Origin of the sequence: Pseudomonas sp. EpS/L25 (assembly GCF_001512295.1) — a bacterium.
In the GTDB taxonomy this organism is placed as follows: Bacteria; Pseudomonadota; Gammaproteobacteria; order Pseudomonadales; family Pseudomonadaceae; genus Chryseomonas.
The window spans coordinates 1-20,255 of sequence record NZ_LNUP01000009.1 but is presented as its reverse complement, the minus strand read 5'-3'; the positions used below and the strand labels follow the sequence as shown (position 1 = coordinate 20,255).

Here is a 20,255-nt window from a genome sequence, read left to right as displayed (position 1 = left end):
GATGTTCGGCTGGCTGAAGGAGAGTCGCAGGATCGGCACTCGCTACGACAAGCTGGCAAAAAGTTTCGCGGCGATGGTCACGCTCGCTTGCACGCTGCGCTGTCTGCGCCAGTATTTTTCGTACAGAACCTAGAAGACCTGTAGCAACACCTAACACCACCCAGAGGGGCTTACTGACCCTCTGAGCAGCTCTTCGTCCGAGGAGCTGCACATGAACACCGATTCGACTTCCGCCACTCACGCCATCTCCGAATACAGCGGCCTGGTGGCCGTCCTGGCCGACCTGCAGCTTCAAGGGTGGCACTCAACATCCCTCTGGGATGGCGAGCAATGGTTTTCTATCCCTACCACCTGGTCCGACGACGAAATCGTCGAGCGTGCTGCATATACCGAGCTAGGTAATCTACGGTTTTCGCAACAAAGCGACTCCTTCAGCGAAGGCGTAGTACAGCTTGTCCGGGGCAACTGCCCCATCGAACTGATCGCAGACATGACAATGGCCAATGGCTTCGATGAGGCAGTCGAAAGGGCTCAGCGTACCGTTTGGTCAGACTACCCTAAGATGTAGAGATTTACCCAGGCGACATGGGAAACGGTCGGGGGCCAACCGTCTAATATAGTCATACTACTAATCATTGAAACGAAGCTAAAGGCACCATCGAAGAGTACTTTAGGGCTTTAATTACGCGTTCAGACAGGAGGTATCAAGGCGGTTGGATCTAAGCCGATAGCTTGACCATTCAATCCCCCGCCAGCGAGTCCTGCCATGTTCAATGCGAACCACAAGAAGACCATCGCTCGGCTGGAAGCCGAGGTGCAGGCCACCCAGGGCCTGACCCAGGCGCTGGAACGCTCCATGGCGGTGATCGAGTTCGATCTCGGTGGCGTGATCCTGCGTGCCAACGACAACTTCCTCAGGCTGACCGGCTACCGCGCCGAGACCCTGGTGGGCCAGCAGCATCGCCACCTGTGCCCGAACGCCGTGGTACAGAAGCGCGATTACCCCGAGTTCTGGGCCCGCCTGGGGCGGGGCGACTTCGTCTCCGGCACCTTCCAGCGCCTCGACACCCAGGGCCGTACGCTCTGGCTCGAGGCCAGCTACAATCCGGTGGCCGATGCCAGTGGCAAGATCGTCAAGGTGGTGAAGTACGCCCTCGACGTCACCCGACAGGTCGAGCGCGACAGCGAAGCCCAGAGCAAACTTAAGGCCCTGGACCGCGCCCTGGTGCGGATCGAGTTCGACCTGGACGGGCGCATCCTCACCGCCAACGACAACTTCCTGGCGACCCTGGGCTACAGCCTGAAGGAGATCCAGGGCCAGCCGCATCGACTGCTATGCGAGCCCAGCCTGGTCAACAGCAGCGAATACGGCGACTTCTGGCGCCGCCTCAATGCCGGCGAATTCTTTCGCGGCCAGTTCAAGCGCCTGGGCAAGCACGGCCGGGTGGTCTGGCTCGAAGCGAGCTACAACCCGGTGTACGACGCGAGCGGCCAGCTGTACAAGGTGGTCAAGTACGCCAGCGACATCAGCGAGCGGGTCGAGAAGCACGAAAGCGATGGTCGCAGCGCGTCGCGGGCCTATCACATCTCCGCCGAGACCGAGAAGGTCGCCGAGCATGGCACCCGGATCATCCAGGCCGCCGCCAGCGAGATGCGCGAGATCGCGCAAAACGTCAGCCAGTCCGCCGAGGTGATCGGCCAACTGGGCCAGCGCTCGGAACAGATCACCGCCATCGTCAACACCATCCGCGGGATCGCCGACCAGACCAATCTGCTGGCGCTCAACGCCGCCATCGAGGCCGCCCGCGCCGGTGATCAGGGCCGTGGTTTCGCCGTGGTCGCCGACGAAGTCCGCCAACTGGCGGGACGTACCAGCAGCGCCACGGCGGAAATCGCCGAGATGATCGGCCGGATCCTGAGCGAAACCCAACAGGCCGTCGCCAGCATGGAAAGCACCCAGGGCCGGGCCGACAAGGGCGTCGAGCTGGCGGACCAGGCCGGCGCGGTAATCGTGCAGATCCGCGATGGCGCCAGCGACGCCGTGGAGGCGGTCAGCATGTTCGCCAGCAAGCTGGACGAGTCCGAGGTGATTCCCAAGGCGGCGCTGAACTGGGTGGGTCACTGATCAAAGAGGTAGCGGCATTAGGTTGCGCGCGCTATTTAGCTGACAGCGCATTTTTTACCTAGAAATAAATGGTCCAAAGCTACTGCGGCTGATCTTTCTCTCGGCTTGGGCCGCGACACGGCCGTCCAGGAGTTTCTGGCCAGGCTTACTTTGGGACGCAGCAACGGCGGCCTCGAGCAATTCCACCTGATCCAGAGCGGCCGGAGTCTGCAGGTCTTCCCGTACGCTGAGCGGCTAGAGAAGCGCACGACCCGCCAGCTGCGCGGCAGCCTGCTTCACGTCTGGCTGTTCGATGGGCGCTGCGCAGTACCGGATCGCGCCAATCACCTGGCCTACGCCCTGGTGCGGGACGGCGTTGACCCCCTGACCAGCCTCTGGGGGGCAGTTCCGGCTGAGGGCGAAATGACACTCTAAGCAGTCGTCCTAGGTGCGGCGATCATCCCCAAGATATAGGCTCACCAGCCGAACAAGTTCACTCTGCATCGCCAGGTCGTCGATGTTACCCCGTCGCGCCGCATTGTGGATCACCCCGTCGATTGCGTCCGAAATCACGCGGCCGGCAGCATAATCGGCCGCGCTGGGAGGGCGCTTTCGATATGTAGCGACGGCCTGGGCATAGTAGGAGAGATATTCGTTCTCAAATTCGCTGTGGGGGTTTCGATACTCTTCAGAGCTGGGAGCTTCGTCTAGCAGGACACGATGCAGGCCGGGATAGATGCTATGGGCCGCGACCACGGCCTCGACTAGCTGCGCCGTGAACTCTGCTGGTGATACCCCGTCCGCGCGCACTCGCCGCATCACCTCCATGCTGTCATCCAGATGACGATGGCGGATTGCATCGACCAGGGAGAGCTTGTCAGGAAAATACTGGTAGAGGGAACCGATGCTGACACCGGCCACCTCCGCTATCCTGTTCGTCGTGAACCCCGCCCATCCCTCATCACTTAGAATGCGAGCACCAGCCTGGACGATCGTTTCAACTGTTGCGCGGGATCGGGCCTGTCGCGGCTCCTTGCGCATCACGGACCGCTGTTTTGCAATGCGAGTAGACAAGAAACCTGCCCCGTAGAAAATGTGAAAGACTTGCTCACATTTCTAACCCTCGAAAGGATCGGTGGCAATGGACACCTTGCTCCAAACGCTCTACGGCTATCACGCCTGGGCCAATATCGATTTGTTCAACAAACTGGAAAGCATCGACCTCACAAAACACGGAACAGAGCTGCAAACCGCTCTTCGGTTGATCAGCCATTACTACGTGGTCTCACGGATATTCGCCGGCCACCTGCAAGGCGTTCCGCATGGCTTCGCGTCCGATAATCTCGAAGAAACTCCGGCGCTGGATGATCTCAGGGCCGCCGTCACATCCTCTGACCAATGGTATCTTGATTACATCAGCACGGTCTCTCCCGCGGCCCTTTCCGAGGCCGTAGCCTTCACCTTCACCGATGGCGACAAGGGCTATATGACCCGAGAGGAAATGCTGACCCATGTTGCTCTGCACGGAGGCTATCATCGGGGTGAGGTGGGCCGTATTCTCTGGCAACTCTCCATAACCCCGCCATGGGATACCTTCGCGGTCTATCTTCATCAAGCCGAGCCTGCGCGGCGACTACAGGATGAGCGGAAACCTATATTGGCTAATTGAGGAAACACTTTCCGCAGTTGCGCCTCATGCGTTTTCCGCGAGGTTCCGCTTTGCGATATCTGCGACTGTATTCTTGCTGATTCCAAGATCGCGAGCGATCCAACGGTAGCTGCAGCCCTCGGCGATCAGAGCCATGACTTTCGGCGCGAGCCGATCAGACTTGGGTCGCTCTCCGGTTTGGCGGCCGAGTCTCTTACCGCGTGCCTTGGCGGCGGCGAGCCCGGACTTGACGCGCTCACTGATTAGGTCGCGCTCGAACTCTGCGATGCCGGAGAGAAAGGTCGCCAGCATCCGGCCGTGCGGAGACGAGAGATCGAACGCCATGCCGTTCATTGCAATGACTGACACTTTCCAACCTTCCAATTCGCGAAGGGTGTGGAGAAGATCGACTGTGGAGCGGCCCCAGCGAGACAATTCGGTGACTAGGGTTTGTCTGAAAAGTCGACACGCCAACAGCGATCGATGCAGGTTAGAGTGACCATCGCCTTGAAGCTGCTGGCCAGCTTGTCGAACCGGGTGCAGAGCCGACGTTTTTCCTTAAGCCAACTGAACAGGCGCTCGATCGCATTGCGCTGGCGGTACGTGGGTTGATCGAAGAGCCGAGGCAAGCCAGGACGGGGCTTACGACGCATCTTTCGTCGAGCAATCACCGGTTGGATACCGACACGGTCGCAATTTCGCCGGAGTGTTTCGCTGTCGTATCCCTTATCTGCCACGATCCGGCGACAACGCTTGCGAGGTCTGCCTCTGGTGCCTGGCAGACGCACCTGTTCGAGCAGGGAATGAAATGCTGTGAGTCGGCCCGCTGCCCTGGCGACAGCGTAAAGGTCAATGGAAACCCCCGGGCGTCACAGAGCAGATGCAGCTTGGTACCTAGCCCACCGCGGCTACGGGCCAGCGCATGATCTAGCGGTTCGTCCGGCCCCCTTTTTTCCGCCTCCCGAGGCGGCTCGTGTCGCGCGGATCGTGGTGGAGTCGATGATCCAGGTATCCAGATCCAGATAGCCATCCTGGCGCAGTTTCAGATGCAGACGCGCCAGGATGCGTTCGAAGATACCGTCGTCGCGTCAGTGTCGGAAGCGCTGGTAGACCGTCTTCCAGGGACCATAGCGCTCGGGAAGGTCACGCCATTTGGCGCCCGAGCACAGGATCCAGAAGAGGCCATCGAGCATTTGCCTATCATCACGGCGTGGACATCCCATCCTCTGGGGAGGGGAAACGATGTCTTCGATCAACGCCCAATGCTGATTCGAAAGCTCGTAACGCCCAGTCATGCCTGTCTCCACTGCTATCACAGGGGCAGACTAGTAAACACGACTTTTCAGACAAACCCTAGAACGACGCGCCGTGAAAATGCGTTGAGCTGGCGCAAGGATTGGCCGATCCACCATCATGGCCCGTCCGGCTGACCGGGGAGGCGCGCTATGATGACGACGATTGCGATGGAGGGTCCCGATGATCCGTTTGCCCGTGCCGCCCTCAAGCGGCTTATCCGACTCCTTCTGCCCAGAGGCATGACCGCCATGCCACGCCTGCTCGCCCCCGTCGCTTTGGCGGTCGCCACCTGCTGCTCGCCGGCGCCGGTGCAAGCCACCGGCGCGGACTGGACCACGCTCGCCACCGCCGCCCGCCAGTCGCCCGCGCAGGGCGCCGGGCTGCGCCGGCAATGGACCGGCGCCGACGGGCGCCCGGTCGCGCTCGCGGTGGTCGCGCCGCGCGTCGCGGGGCATCCGGTGATCGATCTCAGCCCCGCCGGCGGCGACAATGCGCCCGCGATCATGGCGGCGCTGGCGCGGCTGCGCGCGGCGGGCGGCGGCACGCTACGGCTCGCGCCGGGCACCTGGCCGATCGCGGGCGGCCCGCCGGCGCTCAAGCTCGACGGGCTCAGCGACGTGCTCATCGACGGCCCGGGCGCGACGCTGGTCTTCGCCAACTGGGGCGACGGCATCCTCATCAGCAACGCCGCGCGCGTCGCGCTGCGCGGGCTGTCGGTCGGCTATACGCGCCCGCCGGTGGTGGCGGCGCGCATCGCGAACGGGCGGCTCGCCTTCGCCGGCGTTGCCCCGCCGCCGGGCACGCCGGTCTACCAGGTTTCCGCCACGACGCCGTCGGGCGCCCGCGCGCTGTTCGGCAAGCAGGGGCGGACGCTCCAGCCGGGCGGCGCGCTGGCGGGCGGGCTCGGCGATTTCGCGCCGGGGCAGGCGGTGCAGGTGAAGCTGAGCTGGTACAAGGGCGGCGCGATCCGCATCGCCGATCCGGGCGACAAGCCGGTGTCGCACGACATCACGCTCGACGGGGTCACGATCCGCGATTCGGGGGGCGGCGGTGTCGTCGCCGACCTGATGGGGCGCGGACTCGCCATCGTTGGCGCGCATTTCGGCGGCAGCGGTGACAGCGCGATCGCCTTCGACGCGTTCCACGTCACCGCCGCCACCGGCGACATCCTCGTCGAGAACAGCGACTTCACCGGCAGCGGCGACGATTCGGTCAACATCGCCAGCCCGATCTTCACCGCGGCGCTCGATGCGGGCGGGCGTACCGGCACGATCGGCGACGCGGGCGCGCGCATCTATCCGGGCGCGCAGCTCGCGCTGTTCGACGCCTCGCTCCAACTGGTCGGCACCGCGCAGGTGGCGCAGCGCGCGCCCCGCGATTCGTCGGGCGCGATGCGCACCACCTTCACCGCGCCGGTATCGGCAGGCGGGGTGCGCTACGCGCGCAACATGGATCTGCTGGCGCAGCGCTATGCGATCGTCGACAATCGCTTCACCAACAGCATCGGGCATGGCGTGCTGGCGCAGGCGCCCGACGGCCTCGTACGCGACAACCAGTTTTCGGGGCTGCGCTACAATGCGATCCGCCTGCTCACCAGCGCGATGTGGATGGAGGGCGCCGGCGCGCTGAACGTCGTCGTCGCGGGCAACCGCATCAGCGACACCGGGCAGGACACGCGTCCCGGCCGCGTGTGGGCCGCGATCACGGTCTTCGGCGAACTGGGCGGGGGCGGCGCGAACGGCGACGCACCGCTCGCGCCCGTGCCGCTGAACGCGCGGCTGCTGATCCGCGACAACCAGATCGACGGGGTCGACCAGGGCTGCATCGCGGTCTCCAACGCCACCGACGTGACGCTGACGAACAATAGCTGCACCGCGTTCGGGCGCCAGCCGGGACGCGTGCGGATGCTGGCCGATCGCGCCGACCTGCGCGCCGGGCTGGCGCAACTGCCCGCCAAGGGCGCGTATCTGGCCAGCGGCGACGGTGTGTGGATCGATCCCACCACCACCGCGCGCGTCACCGCCGATCCGCCGCGCTGAGCGCCGCGCGCGGCGTTCGGCGCTTGCGCCCGGCGGAACCGCGCGGCTACAAGCCGCCGCATGCGATCGTGCTGCCCGAGCGAGCGGCCATGCTCATGATACGGCGGGAGACTTGATCGGGTGCCACGGGTTACGGGCCAGCAGGCGACGTCGGACGCGGCGGACGGTGGCCGCGCATCCGCACGAACGACGGATGGCGACCCCACGGGCGTGACCACCGGCCCGATGCGCATCTGCCTGGTGATCGAGGCGGGCGGCGGCGCCAGCCGCCACGTCATGGACCTTGCCGCCGCCTTCCGGCAACCCTGCTCCGTTGGCATCGGTTTGCGCAGGACATACGGGGGTGGAAGACGCTGGCGCCAGGGTGATCATTCCGCTTCGGGCCGGATCGCTATCAGCCGGCGAGCTTCTGCAGGAGGAGATCGGCTTTCTAGGTACGAAGGCCTTCTGCGCCGGAATCCCATCCAACCTCGCCGCAATGACCACAGCCGACTGTCGCACGCTCAAGCACGACGATTTCCACATCTTGGGGCGGGTGGTAATGACCGATGAGCTACAAGAGAAGGTCCAGAACCTAGTGGCCGGCAAAGCCGGAGCCACGATCAGCTCCGACGCCAATTGGCTGAGGTCTCGCAGCAGGAAGATCGCCGGCGCAGAGGAGATGCTGAGTGGCACACCGGACTTGCTGCAGACCCGCCGCACCCGCGCGGTGAAGGCGCTGCTGAAGTTGGATGCGTTTGGAAGCCTGGAGCCGTTGGCGCCGCGGTAGAGGGCTAGCGCCGCGACGAACAGGATAGTCCTGCGCGTCGCTAGGCTTCAGCCAGTATGAGGGTACCAGTCAACGCGCCGCCAGGCCGCGTCCAGCGCCCGACCGCACCGTCTCATAGGCGATCAGACAGTAGCCGTCGGCTTCGGCGCGAACGTCCGCCTTCTACCCTAATGTCGAGGTCACATGACATCTCCAGAACCACTATGCCTATTCCTTTCCCGGGCCGATGCGGAGCAATTCAAGCCAGCGGCCGGAGGGCACCTGGTTTCTATCTCAGATGGCCCCGAAGACCTGGCTGCGATCGACGAAACCCGGTGGGAGAGCGTCAGCTACCACTACTTCATCGACGCAGCAGGCTTCGATGAGGAGACCATCGCGCTGTACGGCGCCAATTTCGAACGCACCTTTCGCGACTACCTGCTGATGCCTAGGCTCCGTACGAAAAATACTGGCGTAGACAGCGCAGCGTGCAAGCGAGCGTTACCATCGCCGCGAAACTTTTTGCCAGCTTGTCGTAGCGAGCGCCAATCCTGCGACTTTCCTCCAGCCAGCCGAACATGCGCTCGATGATGTTGCGCTGCCGGTACTTTGGACGGTCGAACAGACTCGACAATCCCGGCTTGGGCTTGCGTTTCATCGTTCGCAGCGGAATCACAGGCCGCATCCGGTAACGGTCGCAGTACTGGCGCAAGTGCTCAGCATCCAGGTCAATTAGCCCTTCCTGATTCAGGCGAACGTGTAGGCGCTCGAGAACTCGATCAAAGGTGCCGTCATCTCGCCAGTCACGAAACCGCTGATACACCGTCGACCAGGGGCCGAACCGCTCTGGCAGGTCGCGCCAGGCAGCACCTGAACACAGGATCCAGAAGATGCCATTGAGCATCAGCCGGTCATCACTGCGTGGCCGCCCCCTCTTCTGCTCGGGCGAAACAACATCTGCAATCAGCTCCCATGCTTCATCTGGGAGTTCGTAACGCTTTGCCATGCGGCCCTCCAGCCCCTCATGGCGCCAATTCTACTCGCTCGGATTTTTCGTACAGAGCCTAAGTCAGCCCAGATAATTGGGTAGTGCATTTTCCCAGATGTCATAGGGCCTCCATGGCCGTCTCGTTTGAAAACAAGACGGTAGCCGGAAGAGGTCTTCTGTTGCCACATTATCGGCCCGAGCAATGCATTCCGGTGCCAACCCCATCGGAGAAACGAATGACCGTTACCCTCAAGGACTTGGGCGACACGCTGACGATTGCCCAGAAGCAATTGGCCGAGATGGTTGCCGCGCAAGCCCCGACTCCAACGCCGACGCCCGAGCCCCCTGCAGCAAGCCTGCCGCTGAATACCGTCATTCGGGACTACGCCGAAAAGATGCTGGTGGTGTCGGCGAATCCGCTGATCGTTGCCGGTAAGGTGGTGGTCCAGCTCGCAAACGGTCAGGCCGTGAACGTGACCCAGGTCGCCGATGCCAGCCCGCTTGGCGGGTCCATGGTGCTGATCATTGATCAAGCCATGGGAAGCCAGCGATTGTTCGGGAGCGCTACGCCAAGCCTGAGACAGCGCCGGTGCCCGAGACGCCAGTGGTAACGCTGCCGCCGGGGATGACTGATCCGGTGCCCGGCGTGGCGGTGCTCAAGAGCATCCCGTTCCTCGGCATCAACTTGGCGGCCCACGCCAACGCGAACCAGGTGCTGCCGGGCGAGGCGGGTCCCTACTTCAAATGGCCTAGCCGTGCAGACGTTCGTCTCTACGTGGGCGACCTGGGTAATCCGGCTGATCCGGTTCCCCTATGCGCTCCAGCGCGCCACGTTGCTGACCTCGACCGGTCTGCCGGCCAAGGGCGGCCAGCTCGATCCGACCTTCGTTGCCAAGATGCAGGCCGTCCTCGGTTGGATCCGCGAGGACTTGAACAGCGAGGCTCTGGTCATCTTCGACCCGCACCACTACTGGCGCATGTACCGCAACCAGACGCCCTGGTGGATGGCGTGCGCAAGCAGACCGAAGCGCTGCTGCCGGCCGGGGAGGCAGGCGGGCAGGGTGGCCGCTGGAAGCGCCAGGAGCAGGTCTTCATCGATGACGCCAACGGCTGGGGCGCTGCGGACCTGGGCGAGCACATCGCCTCGATGGTCACGACCTTCGATGAACCGATGGTCCTGGGCTATGGCCTGGGTAATGAGTCCTATGCCTCGGGCGGCGCGCTGGATAGCCTCACGGTCACCGCCATGGAGGCCAAGGTGGTCGCCGACGTGAACATCATGCTGCCGATCATCCGCAAGGTGACGAGCAAGCCGGTCTTCATCTGCAGCAACCAGTGGGCCTCGGCGCGCAACTGGGCCAGCGTCAACGGCTCATTCGCTGCTGGCATCAAGGACCCGGCGAACAACTGGATCCCCGAGGTGCACGGCTACGGCGATCTCGATGGCGGATCGAGCGGAATGTATAACAGCGGCAACCTGAATGCCTTCCCGGTAGATCAGGTGGTCCGGCCGGCCTATAGCTACTTCGCTGCCAAGGGTCTGCGCGGTTTCGTCGGCGAGACCGACATCCCGCCCACCGACTCGGCGCGTGCTGCACTGGCTCTGGCGCTGGATGAGGCCAAGGCCAACGGTGTACCGGTCACCCTGTGGATTGCCGGCGGTGATGGCGCCATCGTCATCAACAGCGATGGAGGTACCGACGTATCCAAATACCCCGGGTCTGGAGCAGTTCGGCAAGGAGATGGGGCGGATCGCGGAGGCGAAGTATCGGAAGAGTATCGGAAGATGGAAGCCAAGTCTCTTGGCTCCCAGGGCAACATCCGCTGGGCTATCAGTGGCCGGGTTTAGAGGCGCTCCTTCACTCGCTGGATGGCAATCTTTTCCACCTGGCTGAACGTCAGGTCGCGAGGGGTAGGGTGCTCGAAACTGATTCCAATGTTGGCGCCAATTTTGTCTTCACCTTCCTTGAAGATCACCGTGAGGTCGGCACCGATGGTCTCCGGCTCACCCTCCAAAAATGCCTCCTGAACGCTGAAGTACTTGAGCTTTAGCTCCATGACAACTCTCCGTTTTAGTGAGCCGCAAACATGGCATAGAGGAGATGTTCATGCCAGAGACTTTCACCTGGCGCCCGGACAGCCGTGCCTCTGCCGCCTTCCAGCAGCAGCGCACCCGGTCGGCTAAGTTCGGCGATGGGTACGCCCAAGAGGCTGGAGACGGGCTCAACACCGAGACTCAGGACTGGCTCCTGACCTTCACCGGCAGTAAGGCTCGCATCATCGAGATCCTGACCTTCCTCCGCGCTCGCCAGGGCTACCAGTCCTTCTACTGGCCGACTCCGTTCGGTGAGGTGAACAGCTGCTGTTCAAGTGCAAGGCCTAGCCTCAAGCACCGCCGGTACCTCCGGCAGCATGCTGGTGGGCAGGTAGCCACAGTCGGTCCTTGGGTAGGTGGTGGCCTTGTGCGTCTCGTACAGCGCCTGGGCGACGTTCAAGGTCTCTTGGGCCCCGAGACCGAGCTTCTTCGAGCAGATCTCCTGCAGCGTACCCAGATCGAAGGGCAGGGGCGCCACCTCCTTGACTCGCTCGGTCTCGACCGAGATAGCGATGGCGATGGCGATGGCGATGGCCGTGGATTCGGCGGTGAAGCGAGCCTGAGCAGCCTGGGCGTGTCGCTGGTCCAGGCAGCGGCCCTCGTCATCCGTGATGTCGCGACCGGGTCGCCACTGCGCGGTAAAGGTCTGGCCGTTAGCGGCCAGTAGGACGTCCAGGCTCCAGAAGGGCACCGGGACGAACTGTGCGATCTCCCGGTCGCGGTCGACCACCAGGCGCAGCGTGGGGGTCTACACCCGACCCACCGACAGAACGCCACTGTAGCCGGCTTGGCGCCCCAGGAGGGTGAACAGCCGGGTGAAATTCATGCCGATCAGCCAGTCCGCTCGGGACCGCGCCAGCGCAGAATGGTACAGGGGAAAGTTCTCGGCGCCCGGCTTGAGGCTGGCCAACGCCTGGCAAATCGAGGCGTCGTTGAGCGCCGACAGCCACAGGCGCTGGACGGGCCCCCGATAGCCACAGTGCTCCAGCAGCTCACGGGCGATCATCTCCCCCTCGCGGTCGGCATCGGTTGCGATCACCAGCTCGGTCGCTTTCTTTAGCAGCGCCTTGACCACCTTGAACTGGCCGGTGGTCTTGGGCTTCACCTCGACTTTCCACTGCGTCGGCAGGATCGGTAGCGACTCCAGCGTCCAGGATTTCAGCTGGGGATCGTAGGCATCGGGTTGGGCCTGCTCCAGAAGATGGCCAATTCCCCAAGTGACGACCACGCCCTGGCCGCGAATGCAGCCCTCACCGCGCCCGGTAGCGCCGAGCACCCGGGCAATGTCCTTGCCCTGGCTGGGCTTCTCGCACAAAAACACACGCATGGAATTCCCCCCCTGTCGATGGCCGGATGGCCTGCAGGGGGACGGTGCCAGGATGTGCCATGGCATTCATTGGCTAACCGCTATCGGCGGCGGTACGGTTAGGCGTCCGAAGCAGCGATGCTCAACGGTAAGCGACCGCGGTGCCCGTCGGTACAGCGGCTGGTAGCATGACACCACTTGCGCCGCCGGTAGCGCTGACCAGTTGGCCCCCCGAGGGGTAACCAACCGCCAGCGATTATGTGAGCTCGGCCAGTTCAGTGACCATACCATTGGGCGGAGAGGCATAGAAGGTGTAGCTCGAGCCGCCCTGGATATAGCCGGTGACCCCCGGCGCATGTATCCACCAGCTCGGTAGAGCCAGCACCGAATCCGCTGGGGTGCCGGTCGCGCTTGGGTGGTTGTAAGCGTACTACGCCAAGGCGTTGCGATAGACCAGCAGGTTGTGGGCTAGGGCCGAAAGGTCGACAGCCTCGCTGCGATTCTCGCCACGGCGCGCCCAGGTTCAGCATTGCCTATCTCTCCGGGAGCGAAGAGCTCTAGGTTGCCAACCTTGGGGCTTCCTCGGTCTATACCAGTACCCGCAGGGACTACGGCCGCAAATTTCCCAACGTGGGGCGCCTCCTGGCGAGTATGCAATTCACCATCACCATGGAAAACGAACTGTCATCCCGGGTGCTTGACGAAAAGATCAATCCCCGCCGGGCGGTACGAGACTTTCTGAGGGCAACGGAGCCGTCCTGGAAAGATGGCTAGATGGCCTGCAATCCGTTTCCGGCATCCTTGGCACCGCGGCGATTAAGGCTGCCATGGCACGTTGAAGAGCGCCCTTCCGAACTGCTTGATATAGCTAATCCCGCGGTGACTTTTCTTCACAGTAAGAAGATATATTTTCGATTGCATGCCGGGCACCAGATTTCTACTCTCTAACACTTGGCCGCCACGTGCGCATAACAAGAGAGATCCCAATGAAGGTCGAAGATCAGAAAGTCGCTGTCGTTACTGGCGGTGCCATGGGCATCGGTGCTGAAGCCGCATTTGCTCTGGCAAAGGACGGGCATCGGATAGTCATCTGCGATATCAACATCGACGCGGCGGAACACTTCGTCATGCTGCTTAAAGAGCAGGGCCATTTCGCACATGCCCGCCAAGTCGATGTCAGTTCTCGGGCCTCTGTAACCGAGGCGTTCGACTGGATCGAGCGGGAATTGGGCAGGTGCGACGTGCTGGTCAACTCTGCCGGCATCGCGAAGACGATGCCGTTCCTCGACTTCGATCTCGAGGTGTTCACTAAAACCCTGCACATCAACGTGACGGGTACCTTCCTATGTTGCCAGCTGGCCGCTCGACTCATGAGCAAACACGGCTTTGGCAGGATCATCAACATCGCGTCCGTTGCCGGCATGCGCGCGGTCGGTAAGGGAAGGACGGCGTACGGCACCTCGAAGGGTGCTGTGATCGCCCTGACTCGGCAAATGGCGGTCGAGTTGATCGACTATGGGATTACCGCCAACGCGATCGCCCCCGGGCCGGTTGATACTCCCATGACCAAGGAATTGCACAGCGACAGCTTCCGCGAGGCCTATAGCAAGGCGATTCCCGCAAAGCGGTATGGCACGACGCAGGAAATTGCCGGCGCCGTCAGTTACCTGGCGTCGGATGTTTCAGCATACGTGAATGGCGTTGTCTTGCCAGTCGATGGAGGCTTCATGGCGTGGGGTGCGGGAGATATCTGATTGCAGGCGCTGAGGGGCGATCATCATAGTCGCTCCTCAACTTTTGGCCATTTCCTCTCGGAGCCATCGCGCCAGGTTCTCCGTGTCGTTCCGTTGCATCGCGCTTGGAGAAACCCAGAGCACCAGACGGGCAGGGCCCTCGACGAAGCCGAAGGGTGCCACCAACTCGCCCTTCTCAAGCTCTTCTTGAACCAGGATACGCGGTACGCAGGCCAGTCCAAGCCCCACCTTCGCCGCCTGTATGAGCAGATAAAAATGCTCGAAGAATTCTAGGTTCATGTTTTCTATTGGCTCATGTGCCATCGCCGAATACCAGTCCGCCCAAGCATGGGGACGAGTCTTGGTCGCCAGTAGGCGTTCCATGCCCAGGTGGCTGACCGCACTCAGTCCAGAGGTGCTCTCGTAGGCGGGCGAGCAAACCACGCCTATCCATTCATTGGTCAGTGGAATGGGAACCGTGCCCGTGGGCGGTTGGATACTGTCAAGGCGGATCGCCAGGCTGACGCCTTCCTCAATGAAATCGATGGGGCCGTGTCCCGTTTTCAGCCCCAACTCCATTTTGGGAAAGGCGCTATGCAGCTTCGCCAGGCGAGGTAGCAACCAATGCATCATGATCGATGCCGAGCAAGAAAGCTCCAGCGGACGTGGTCTGACCTGCTCGACGCTTTCTTGGATCAACGCGAATCCACGACTAAGACCTGCAGCCAACTTGGCACCCTCTGGAGTGAGGGTGGTGCCATGGGCGTTACGCGTTAGCAGAACCACCCCTAGCGAGTCTTCGAGACTTCGAATGTGCCGGCTGATGGCGCCGTGAGTGACCGACAGGGCGTCCGCCGCCTCGCTGAACGTTCCCTTCCGAGCCGTCATTTCGAAGGCCCTTAGCGCATTGAGAGAAGGCCGTGGAGGAGAAGACATCTTGTAGGTACCTCGCTAGCTACCCAAGCGCCCAGCCATCGTGTGTGGCGAGATGTGAATGTGAGTTTTTATCACAGTCGGAGGAAATCATATCGATTGGCCCGGCCATTGGTCAATGTATATTGGAACTTAAGGCGCTGGCAGTTTAGGCAGCAGTTTTACAAAAATAATTAGTGCGAGGCATTTCCATGTCCGATTTCTCCTCAGGTAGAGAAGAGTTTACCGCGCGTTTTTTCGTCGAAAGTAGATTTTCGATTGAGAAAGTTGCTGAAGTTATCGCCGGTGAACAGTCGAGTGGCACCTTTATCTCCTTGCCGGGCGAATCGGCTGAGTTGAAGGAGCGGTCTCGAGCACGAGTTGTATCTATTAAATCGCTGTCACCTGTCGACGAAGCTTCCTTGCACAGTGCCTATCTCGACAGGCAGAGCCTGTGCGGCGACTATTATCGTGGTGAAGTCACCATCGCCTTTCCGCTCGCCAACATCGGCGCCAACATTCCCGCATTGTTGACGACCATTGCAGGTAATCTCTTCGAACTCGGCGAGGTCAGCGGTTTAAGGGTGCTCGACCTGGATCTGCCCGAGTCTTTCGCCGCGAAATTCCTGGTGCCTCAGTTCGGAATCGAGGGCACGCGAGCGTTATGCGGTGTTCAGGGGCGTCCTATCATAGGCACGATCATCAAGCCCAGCATCGGCTTGACCCCTGAACAGACCGCCGAGGTGGTCGACGCGCTCTGCCTGGGTGGCATTGAATTTTTCAAGGACGATGAGCTGCTCATCGATCCGACCTATGCATCCTTCGATGCCCGGCTTGACGCCGTCATGCCGGTACTGCACCGCCATGCTGATCGGCTGGGGCGGATGCCGATGTATGCCATCAACATCTCGGGCAGCGTGGATGAGATGCTGCGACGTCAAGACGCCGTGCGCGAGGCAGGCGGAACGTGCGTGATGCTCTGCCTTAATTGGGTGGGGCACTCTGCCGTCGAATACATCCGCAAACATTCACAACTGCCTATTCATGGCCATCGCAACGGCTGGGGTGCTTTCACCCGGTGCCCGCAGCTGGGCTTTTCCTTCGATGTTTACCAAAAGGTATGGCGTCTTGCCGGCATCGACCACCTGCATGTCAACGGCATCCAGAGCAAGTTCTGGGAGCCGGATGAGTCGGTCATCTCTTCGGCTCGCAGCTGTTTGCGTCCCTTCGCTGGCGTAAGGCCACTGCTGCCGGTGTTCTCCTCCGGCCAGTGGGCTGCGCAGGCGCCGCGTCTTTACGACCAGTTGAAGTCGGTGGACCTCATGCATCTGGCGGGTGGCGGCATCATCGGCCATCCGCAAGGCATCGCGGCCGGAGTACAGAGCATGCGTGAGGGGTGGGAGGCAGCGGTACAGGGTGTGCCACTTGATCGCTATGCCGAAGGTCGTCCAGCGTTGGCCGCCGCCCTACAGAAGTTCGGAGAGGTATGAAGATGACCGTACAGAGCGATCCGACGCTTCAAATGGTCTTCTATGGCGACGACTTCACCGGTTCTACCGATGCCTTGGAAGTGTTGACCGCAGCAGGTCTCAAATGCGCGTTGTTTCTCCAACCCCCGTCGGCCCAACTGATCGCCGAGCTGGGTGGTTTCGATGCCATTGGCATCGCCGGGGATAGTCGTGCCTTGTCCAACGCTGAAATGGACGCGGCTTTGCCTGAGGTGTTTCGAGCGATCAGGGACCTGTCACCGTCCCTCGTGCACTACAAGGTCTGCTCCACGTTCGATAGTTCCACGAACGTCGGTAGCATCGGCCACGTGATCAGCTTGGCTTCCGAGATCTTCGCCGTGACAGGCGTTCCGATTATCGCCGGCAATCCCAAATTGGGTCGTTACTGTGCCTTCGGCAACCTGTTCGCACTATCCAAAACCGATCATCAAGTCCATCGGATTGATCGGCACCCGATCATGCGGGCCCATCCGATCACTCCTATGCGAGAAGCCGACCTCAGCGTGCACATCGGCCAGCAGTCGGATCTGAAGATAGCCAAGATCAACCTGCGGCAAATCGAGGAAAGAGAGGATCTCGCGGCGTTGGCACGGAATGTGGGCAGTCAATACGATGCGGTGCTGTTCGATGGCACCACCGACGACCATCTCACGGCCGCGGGACGTGTTCTGAGCGAGCTTTCCACTGGCAGCAACCCGGTGTTCGTAGTTGGTTCGTCCGGCGTGGAACACGGCTTGACGCAGTACTGGCGGAAGGCTGGCCTAGCGAACGGGCACAAGGCGTCGGTAGTGCCTTTGCGCCCTGTCGGACAAGTGCTGGTGGTATCGGGAAGCGCCTCATCTTTGAGCCAGGAACAGATAGAGGCCGCCCTTGCCAATGGCTTCGTCGAACTAGCGGTAGATGCGACCGCTTTGATGATCGATTCCAGCCGTAGCGCCGTGCTGCGGGATCTAGCGAAAGCAGCGGTCGCTCATCTCGAAGCCGGCAGATCGGTCGTCATGCATACCGCCAAAGGGCCTGCTGATCAACGCATCGAGCAGTTGATCGATGCCATGGTCGGCAAAGGATTTAACCGCGACGAGGCGCGGGCTCAGGGCGGCAAGCAACTGGCCTTCGAAATGGGCCACGTAGTCGTAAACATTCTCAAGGCGTTTCCGCTGAAGCGCCTCGTGGTCTCTGGCGGGGACACCTCCAGCCAGATCACCAAACGTTTGGATCCGGATGCGCTGGTCATCAAATCCTATCTTTCGCCCGGTGCACCGCTGTGCCAGATGCATTCGGAAAAGCCTTACCTGAAGGGTGTGGAAATCGCTCTCAAAGGCGGGCAGATGGGTGATCGAGATTACTTCATCAAGGCGTTGAGAGGGCAATAACCGATCACCGTCTGGAACAATCCTGGCACCTCTACAATAACAATAGGTGAAACCATGCAGACCTCTATCTCCAGTATCAATGAAACAGACCTGGAACACGTGGACGCGGAAAAGCAAAAGTCCATGAAAAACGTGGTAGCAGGAAGTCTTTTCGGTACCGCGCTTGAAACGTACGATCTTTATCTTTATGGCACTGCTGCCGCATTGATTTTCGCGCCGCTTTTCTTTCCGGGACACGATGAAGCTGTTTCCCGCCTGGCCTCTCTGGCATCCTTCGCCATTTCCTTCATCGCTCGACCGTTGGGGTCGCTCGTGCTCGGCCATTTCGGTGATCGCATCGGTCGAAAGAAGCTGCTGTACCTGACTCTCATCATCATGGGGCTGAGTACCGTAGGCATAGGTCTTTTGCCGACCTACGCAAGTGCTGGCATCTGGGCACCCGTCATGCTGTGCGTTCTTCGCTTCATTCAGGGCTTCGCCTTCGCCGGAGAATACAGCGGCGCCGTTCTCATGCTTCTCGAACACGCACCGAGGCAAAAACGTGGTCTATACGCCGCGATCAACAATATCGGACCCGTCTTCGGATTCATTGCCTCGGCTGGTTTGCTCTTGATTGTCAGCAGCGTATTGTCTAAGGAGGATTTCTATTCCTGGGGATGGCGCATCCCGTTTGTAGCCAGCCTCGTGCTGTTGATCGTAGGTGTCTTCGTTCGCTCGAAGGTGCCTGAATCCCCGGTATTCGAGAAGACCGCTGCGAAGCGATCCGCAAGCGCCACACGCGGCCAATCGCCTGCCATGCGCCTCTTCACCCGCTACCCTAAGCAGCTGCTGCTGGTTGCTGGTGCCAACATCTGCCACTTCTCCACGTTTTACCTTTTCACGGTGTTCGCCCTGAGCTATGGCCAGCGAGAGCTTGGGCTTTCGAACGCCTTTGTGCTGTCGGTCGCCATGGTTGCCGTTTGCACTCACCTGGTGGTCGTACCTTGCGCAGGAGCCCTGGCTGACCGGATAGGGCGACGGACCATGATGCTCATCGGTTTCGCGTTTACGGCGATGGTCGCCTTTCCCTTCTGGTATCTGTTCTCCATGGGCCAGTTTCTACCGATGGTAGTGGGTTCATGCCTCTTCATGACTGGCTATGGATTGGTGTATGGCGCAGTTCCTTCTTTTACCGGTGAAGCCTTCGGTCCCAGTGCCCGGTTCACTGGCTTCGCGATGGCAACAAACGTTGGGGGTATCGTCGGCGGTGGAACGGCTCCTATCCTAGGAGCCTTCTTGTTGAATTACTACGGCTCACCATACGCCATTTCCATTCTGACGATCTGTCTCGCTGCGATATCGGCACTCTGCGTGTACTTCTCCGCCGAAACACGAGACATCGACATCGTGAATGAATGATCGAAAGTGTGCGGCATGAGGTATTTCCATGCCGCACATTTAGGGAAAATTTATCTAGCCTAGCTAAGGCACTCTTACTTCCGTTGTTAGCGACACTCAGATTTAGCTGAAAAAACGGTAGACTGCCTAAAAAATTCACTTACGAAGTCCATGAAGACAGCAGCCCGCTTGGGTAGAAGCCTATCTGCAGGGTAAACAATCTGGACGGGTACTGCAGGCGCTACGAAATCGCTGAGCAACAGCCTGAGATTATCGTTCTTCAGTCCTTCTTCATACTGTAGTGGTCTACTCACGCCGGACACCTTTTTAGGCGAAGATGATCGCCACACAGAGGTGTTCAATGAGCAGACAACGTCGTTCCTTTACGCCCGAGTTCAAGCGCGAGGCTGCAAGCCTCGTGCTTGACCAGGGTTACAGCTGCATCGAGGCGGCCCGTTCGCTGGGGCTGGTCGAGTCGGCGCTGCGCCGCTGGGTCAATCAGTTGCAGGCCGAGCGCGGCGGAGTCACGCCGGTGAGCAAGGTGCTGACGCCTGAGCAACAGAGGATCCAGGAGCTGGAAGCGCGGATCAATCGGTTGGAACGGGAGAAATCGATCTTAAAAAAGGCTACCGCGCTCTTGATGGCCGAGGAACACGAGCGCTCGCGTTGATCGATCAGTTTCGCAGCGAAGCGCCTGTCGAACTGCTGTGCTCGGTATTTGACGTGCCCCGCTCGTGCTATTACGCCCACCGTCGCAAGCAGCGATCACCGGACGTTGCCCGGTTGGCGTTACGGGTACGGGTCAGCGAACTCTTCACCCAGTTTGCCCGTCGCGTGGTGGGCTGGGCGTTTTCCGCCAAACCCGACGCCGATCTGGTCATCCAGGCCTTGGACAGGGCGTACGAGCAGCGTGGGCGCCCTCGAGTTCACGCAGAGCATGAGTAGGCGGGGTAACTGTCTGGACAATGCACCCATGGAGCGGCTGTTCCGCAGTCTTAGGCTCTGTACGAAAAATACTGGCGCAGACAGCGCAGCGTGCAAGCGAGCGTGACCATCGCCGCGAAACTTTTTGCCAGCTTGTCGTAGCGAGTGCCGATCCTGCGACTCTCCTTCAGCCAGCCGAACATC

Annotated in this window: 16 protein-coding genes and 9 pseudogenes; 17 read left to right on the top strand and 8 right to left on the bottom strand. The window is 61.0% G+C overall.

The annotated features are described in order from the left end of the window. The 5 genes and pseudogenes from AR540_RS24760 to AR540_RS26030 form a co-directional block, all read left to right on the top strand. A pseudogene (locus AR540_RS24760) lies at window positions 1-133 on the top strand (IS5/IS1182 family transposase); the annotation flags it as partial. 78 nt (window positions 134-211) lie between these two features. Next, a complete protein-coding gene (locus AR540_RS09025; RefSeq protein ID WP_059228152.1) occupies window positions 212-568 on the top strand; it encodes a hypothetical protein in 357 nt (118 codons plus the stop codon). A gap of 198 nt (window positions 569-766) precedes the next feature. Further along, window positions 767-1,537 (top strand): annotated as a pseudogene (locus AR540_RS26470) (PAS domain-containing protein); the annotation flags it as partial. Then, window positions 1,526-2,125 carry a methyl-accepting chemotaxis protein gene (locus AR540_RS26465; RefSeq protein ID WP_442963776.1) on the top strand — a complete coding sequence of 200 codons (600 nt, stop codon included), beginning with the start codon at window positions 1,526-1,528 and terminating at the stop codon, window positions 2,123-2,125. The pseudogene AR540_RS26470 and the gene AR540_RS26465, both read left to right, overlap by 12 nt. A gap of 88 nt (window positions 2,126-2,213) precedes the next feature. After that, window positions 2,214-2,503 (top strand): annotated as a pseudogene (locus tag AR540_RS26030) (hypothetical protein); the annotation flags it as partial. Window positions 2,504-2,548: 45 nt separating this feature from the next. Here the strand turns inward: AR540_RS26030 and AR540_RS09010 are convergent. Beyond that, window positions 2,549-3,145 carry a TetR/AcrR family transcriptional regulator gene (locus tag AR540_RS09010; protein ID WP_059228145.1) on the bottom strand — a complete coding sequence of 199 codons (597 nt, stop codon included), beginning with the start codon at window positions 3,143-3,145 and terminating at the stop codon, window positions 2,549-2,551. Between the two features lie 100 nt (window positions 3,146-3,245). Between AR540_RS09010 and AR540_RS09005 the strand changes: the two genes are divergently transcribed. Beyond that, window positions 3,246-3,773, top strand: coding sequence for a DinB family protein (locus tag AR540_RS09005; RefSeq protein ID WP_059228143.1), 528 nt, complete (start codon window positions 3,246-3,248; stop codon window positions 3,771-3,773). A 24-nt stretch (window positions 3,774-3,797) separates the two neighbouring features. Here the strand turns inward: AR540_RS09005 and AR540_RS09000 are convergent, their stop codons facing one another. After that, complete coding sequence (locus AR540_RS09000; protein ID WP_330219587.1) at window positions 3,798-4,187, bottom strand: recombinase family protein; 390 nt, start codon at window positions 4,185-4,187, stop codon at window positions 3,798-3,800. Between the two features lie 8 nt (window positions 4,188-4,195). Continuing rightward, window positions 4,196-5,047, bottom strand: a pseudogene (locus AR540_RS24755) (IS5 family transposase). 150 nt (window positions 5,048-5,197) lie between these two features. Here AR540_RS24755 and AR540_RS08990 point away from each other — a divergent pair. Then, the gene (locus AR540_RS08990) at window positions 5,198-7,087 is read left to right on the top strand and encodes a right-handed parallel beta-helix repeat-containing protein (RefSeq protein WP_153014206.1); all 1,890 of its coding nucleotides are present in this window, start codon (window positions 5,198-5,200) and stop codon (window positions 7,085-7,087) included. Between the two features lie 343 nt (window positions 7,088-7,430). Continuing rightward, on the top strand, window positions 7,431-7,856 hold the full coding sequence (locus AR540_RS08985) for a hypothetical protein (RefSeq protein ID WP_059228139.1): 426 nt from the start codon (window positions 7,431-7,433) through the stop codon (window positions 7,854-7,856). 427 nt (window positions 7,857-8,283) lie between these two features. On the opposite strand, the gene AR540_RS08980 is transcribed toward AR540_RS08985, so the two are convergent. Then, a complete protein-coding gene (locus AR540_RS08980) occupies window positions 8,284-8,841 on the bottom strand; it encodes a transposase (RefSeq protein ID WP_059228136.1) in 558 nt (185 codons plus the stop codon). Between the two features lie 218 nt (window positions 8,842-9,059). On the opposite strand from AR540_RS08980, the gene AR540_RS08975 reads away from it, so the two are divergent. Both AR540_RS08975 and AR540_RS08970 read left to right on the top strand, forming a co-directional pair. Next, entirely contained in the window at window positions 9,060-9,434 is a 375-nt protein-coding gene (locus AR540_RS08975; protein ID WP_059228135.1) for a hypothetical protein, read from the top strand. A gap of 398 nt (window positions 9,435-9,832) precedes the next feature. Continuing rightward, entirely contained in the window at window positions 9,833-10,672 is an 840-nt protein-coding gene (locus tag AR540_RS08970; protein WP_160328338.1) for a cellulase family glycosylhydrolase, read from the top strand. Here AR540_RS08970 and AR540_RS08965 read toward each other — a convergent pair. Continuing rightward, window positions 10,669-10,881, bottom strand: a complete 213-nt coding sequence (locus AR540_RS08965) for a hypothetical protein (protein WP_059228129.1) — start codon at window positions 10,879-10,881, stop codon at window positions 10,669-10,671. The two genes, AR540_RS08970 and AR540_RS08965, sit on opposite strands and share 4 nt — an antisense overlap. Before the next feature lie 44 nt (window positions 10,882-10,925). Here AR540_RS08965 and AR540_RS25855 point away from each other — a divergent pair. After that, window positions 10,926-11,135: pseudogene (locus AR540_RS25855) on the top strand (phage tail protein); the annotation flags it as partial. A 69-nt stretch (window positions 11,136-11,204) separates the two neighbouring features. On the opposite strand, the pseudogene AR540_RS08960 reads toward AR540_RS25855, so the two are convergent. Together AR540_RS08960 and pilM are read right to left on the bottom strand one after the other, a co-directional pair. Next, window positions 11,205-12,245, bottom strand: a pseudogene (locus AR540_RS08960) (DNA topoisomerase); the annotation flags it as partial. A gap of 121 nt (window positions 12,246-12,366) precedes the next feature. Continuing rightward, window positions 12,367-12,642 (bottom strand): annotated as a pseudogene (pilM, locus tag AR540_RS26460) (type IV pilus biogenesis protein PilM); the annotation flags it as partial. A 167-nt stretch (window positions 12,643-12,809) separates the two neighbouring features. On the opposite strand from pilM, the pseudogene AR540_RS26455 reads away from it, so the two are divergent. Together AR540_RS26455 and AR540_RS08955 are read left to right on the top strand one after the other, a co-directional pair. Then, window positions 12,810-12,998: pseudogene (locus AR540_RS26455) on the top strand (glycine betaine ABC transporter substrate-binding protein); the annotation flags it as partial. A 212-nt stretch (window positions 12,999-13,210) separates the two neighbouring features. Further along, window positions 13,211-13,978 (top strand): SDR family NAD(P)-dependent oxidoreductase, encoded by a 768-nt coding sequence (locus tag AR540_RS08955; protein WP_059228127.1) that lies wholly within the window; start codon window positions 13,211-13,213, stop codon window positions 13,976-13,978. 36 nt (window positions 13,979-14,014) lie between these two features. Here AR540_RS08955 and AR540_RS08950 read toward each other — a convergent pair whose 3' ends face one another. Then, window positions 14,015-14,893 (bottom strand): LysR substrate-binding domain-containing protein, encoded by an 879-nt coding sequence (locus AR540_RS08950; protein WP_059228124.1) that lies wholly within the window; start codon window positions 14,891-14,893, stop codon window positions 14,015-14,017. Between the two features lie 188 nt (window positions 14,894-15,081). Here AR540_RS08950 and AR540_RS08945 point away from each other — a divergent pair, with 188 nt between their 5' ends. The 4 genes and pseudogenes from AR540_RS08945 to AR540_RS24740 form a co-directional block, all read left to right on the top strand. After that, complete coding sequence (locus AR540_RS08945; RefSeq protein ID WP_059228122.1) at window positions 15,082-16,359, top strand: ribulose-bisphosphate carboxylase large subunit family protein; 1,278 nt, start codon at window positions 15,082-15,084, stop codon at window positions 16,357-16,359. Then, window positions 16,356-17,750, top strand: a complete 1,395-nt coding sequence (locus AR540_RS08940; protein WP_236712035.1) for a four-carbon acid sugar kinase family protein — start codon at window positions 16,356-16,358, stop codon at window positions 17,748-17,750. Before AR540_RS08945 ends, AR540_RS08940 begins: the two co-directional genes overlap by 4 nt. Window positions 17,751-17,804: 54 nt before the next feature. After that, the gene (locus AR540_RS08935) at window positions 17,805-19,148 is read left to right on the top strand and encodes an MFS transporter (protein ID WP_059228119.1); all 1,344 of its coding nucleotides are present in this window, start codon (window positions 17,805-17,807) and stop codon (window positions 19,146-19,148) included. Window positions 19,149-19,488: 340 nt separating this feature from the next. Then, window positions 19,489-20,127 (top strand): annotated as a pseudogene (locus tag AR540_RS24740) (transposase); the annotation flags it as partial. Window positions 20,128-20,255 lie beyond the last annotated feature (128 nt).

What these genes read in the sequence shown, in the direction of transcription:
- AR540_RS09025 (WP_059228152.1), top strand. Translation starts at nt 212, where the DNA reads ATGAACACCGATTCGACTTCCGCCACTCACGCCATCTCCGAATACAGC.
- AR540_RS09010 (WP_059228145.1), bottom strand. Translation starts at nt 3,145, where the DNA reads ATGCGCAAGGAGCCGCGACAGGCCCGATCCCGCGCAACAGTTGAAACG.
- AR540_RS09005 (WP_059228143.1), top strand. Translation starts at nt 3,246, where the DNA reads ATGGACACCTTGCTCCAAACGCTCTACGGCTATCACGCCTGGGCCAAT.
- AR540_RS08990 (WP_153014206.1), top strand. Translation starts at nt 5,198, where the DNA reads ATGATGACGACGATTGCGATGGAGGGTCCCGATGATCCGTTTGCCCGT.
- AR540_RS08980 (WP_059228136.1), bottom strand. Translation starts at nt 8,841, where the DNA reads ATGGCAAAGCGTTACGAACTCCCAGATGAAGCATGGGAGCTGATTGCA.
- AR540_RS08975 (WP_059228135.1), top strand. Translation starts at nt 9,060, where the DNA reads ATGACCGTTACCCTCAAGGACTTGGGCGACACGCTGACGATTGCCCAG.
- AR540_RS08965 (WP_059228129.1), bottom strand. Translation starts at nt 10,881, where the DNA reads ATGGAGCTAAAGCTCAAGTACTTCAGCGTTCAGGAGGCATTTTTGGAG.
- AR540_RS08955 (WP_059228127.1), top strand. Translation starts at nt 13,211, where the DNA reads ATGAAGGTCGAAGATCAGAAAGTCGCTGTCGTTACTGGCGGTGCCATG.
- AR540_RS08950 (WP_059228124.1), bottom strand. Translation starts at nt 14,893, where the DNA reads ATGTCTTCTCCTCCACGGCCTTCTCTCAATGCGCTAAGGGCCTTCGAA.
- AR540_RS08945 (WP_059228122.1), top strand. Translation starts at nt 15,082, where the DNA reads ATGTCCGATTTCTCCTCAGGTAGAGAAGAGTTTACCGCGCGTTTTTTC.
- AR540_RS08940 (WP_236712035.1), top strand. Translation starts at nt 16,356, where the DNA reads ATGAAGATGACCGTACAGAGCGATCCGACGCTTCAAATGGTCTTCTAT.
- AR540_RS08935 (WP_059228119.1), top strand. Translation starts at nt 17,805, where the DNA reads ATGCAGACCTCTATCTCCAGTATCAATGAAACAGACCTGGAACACGTG.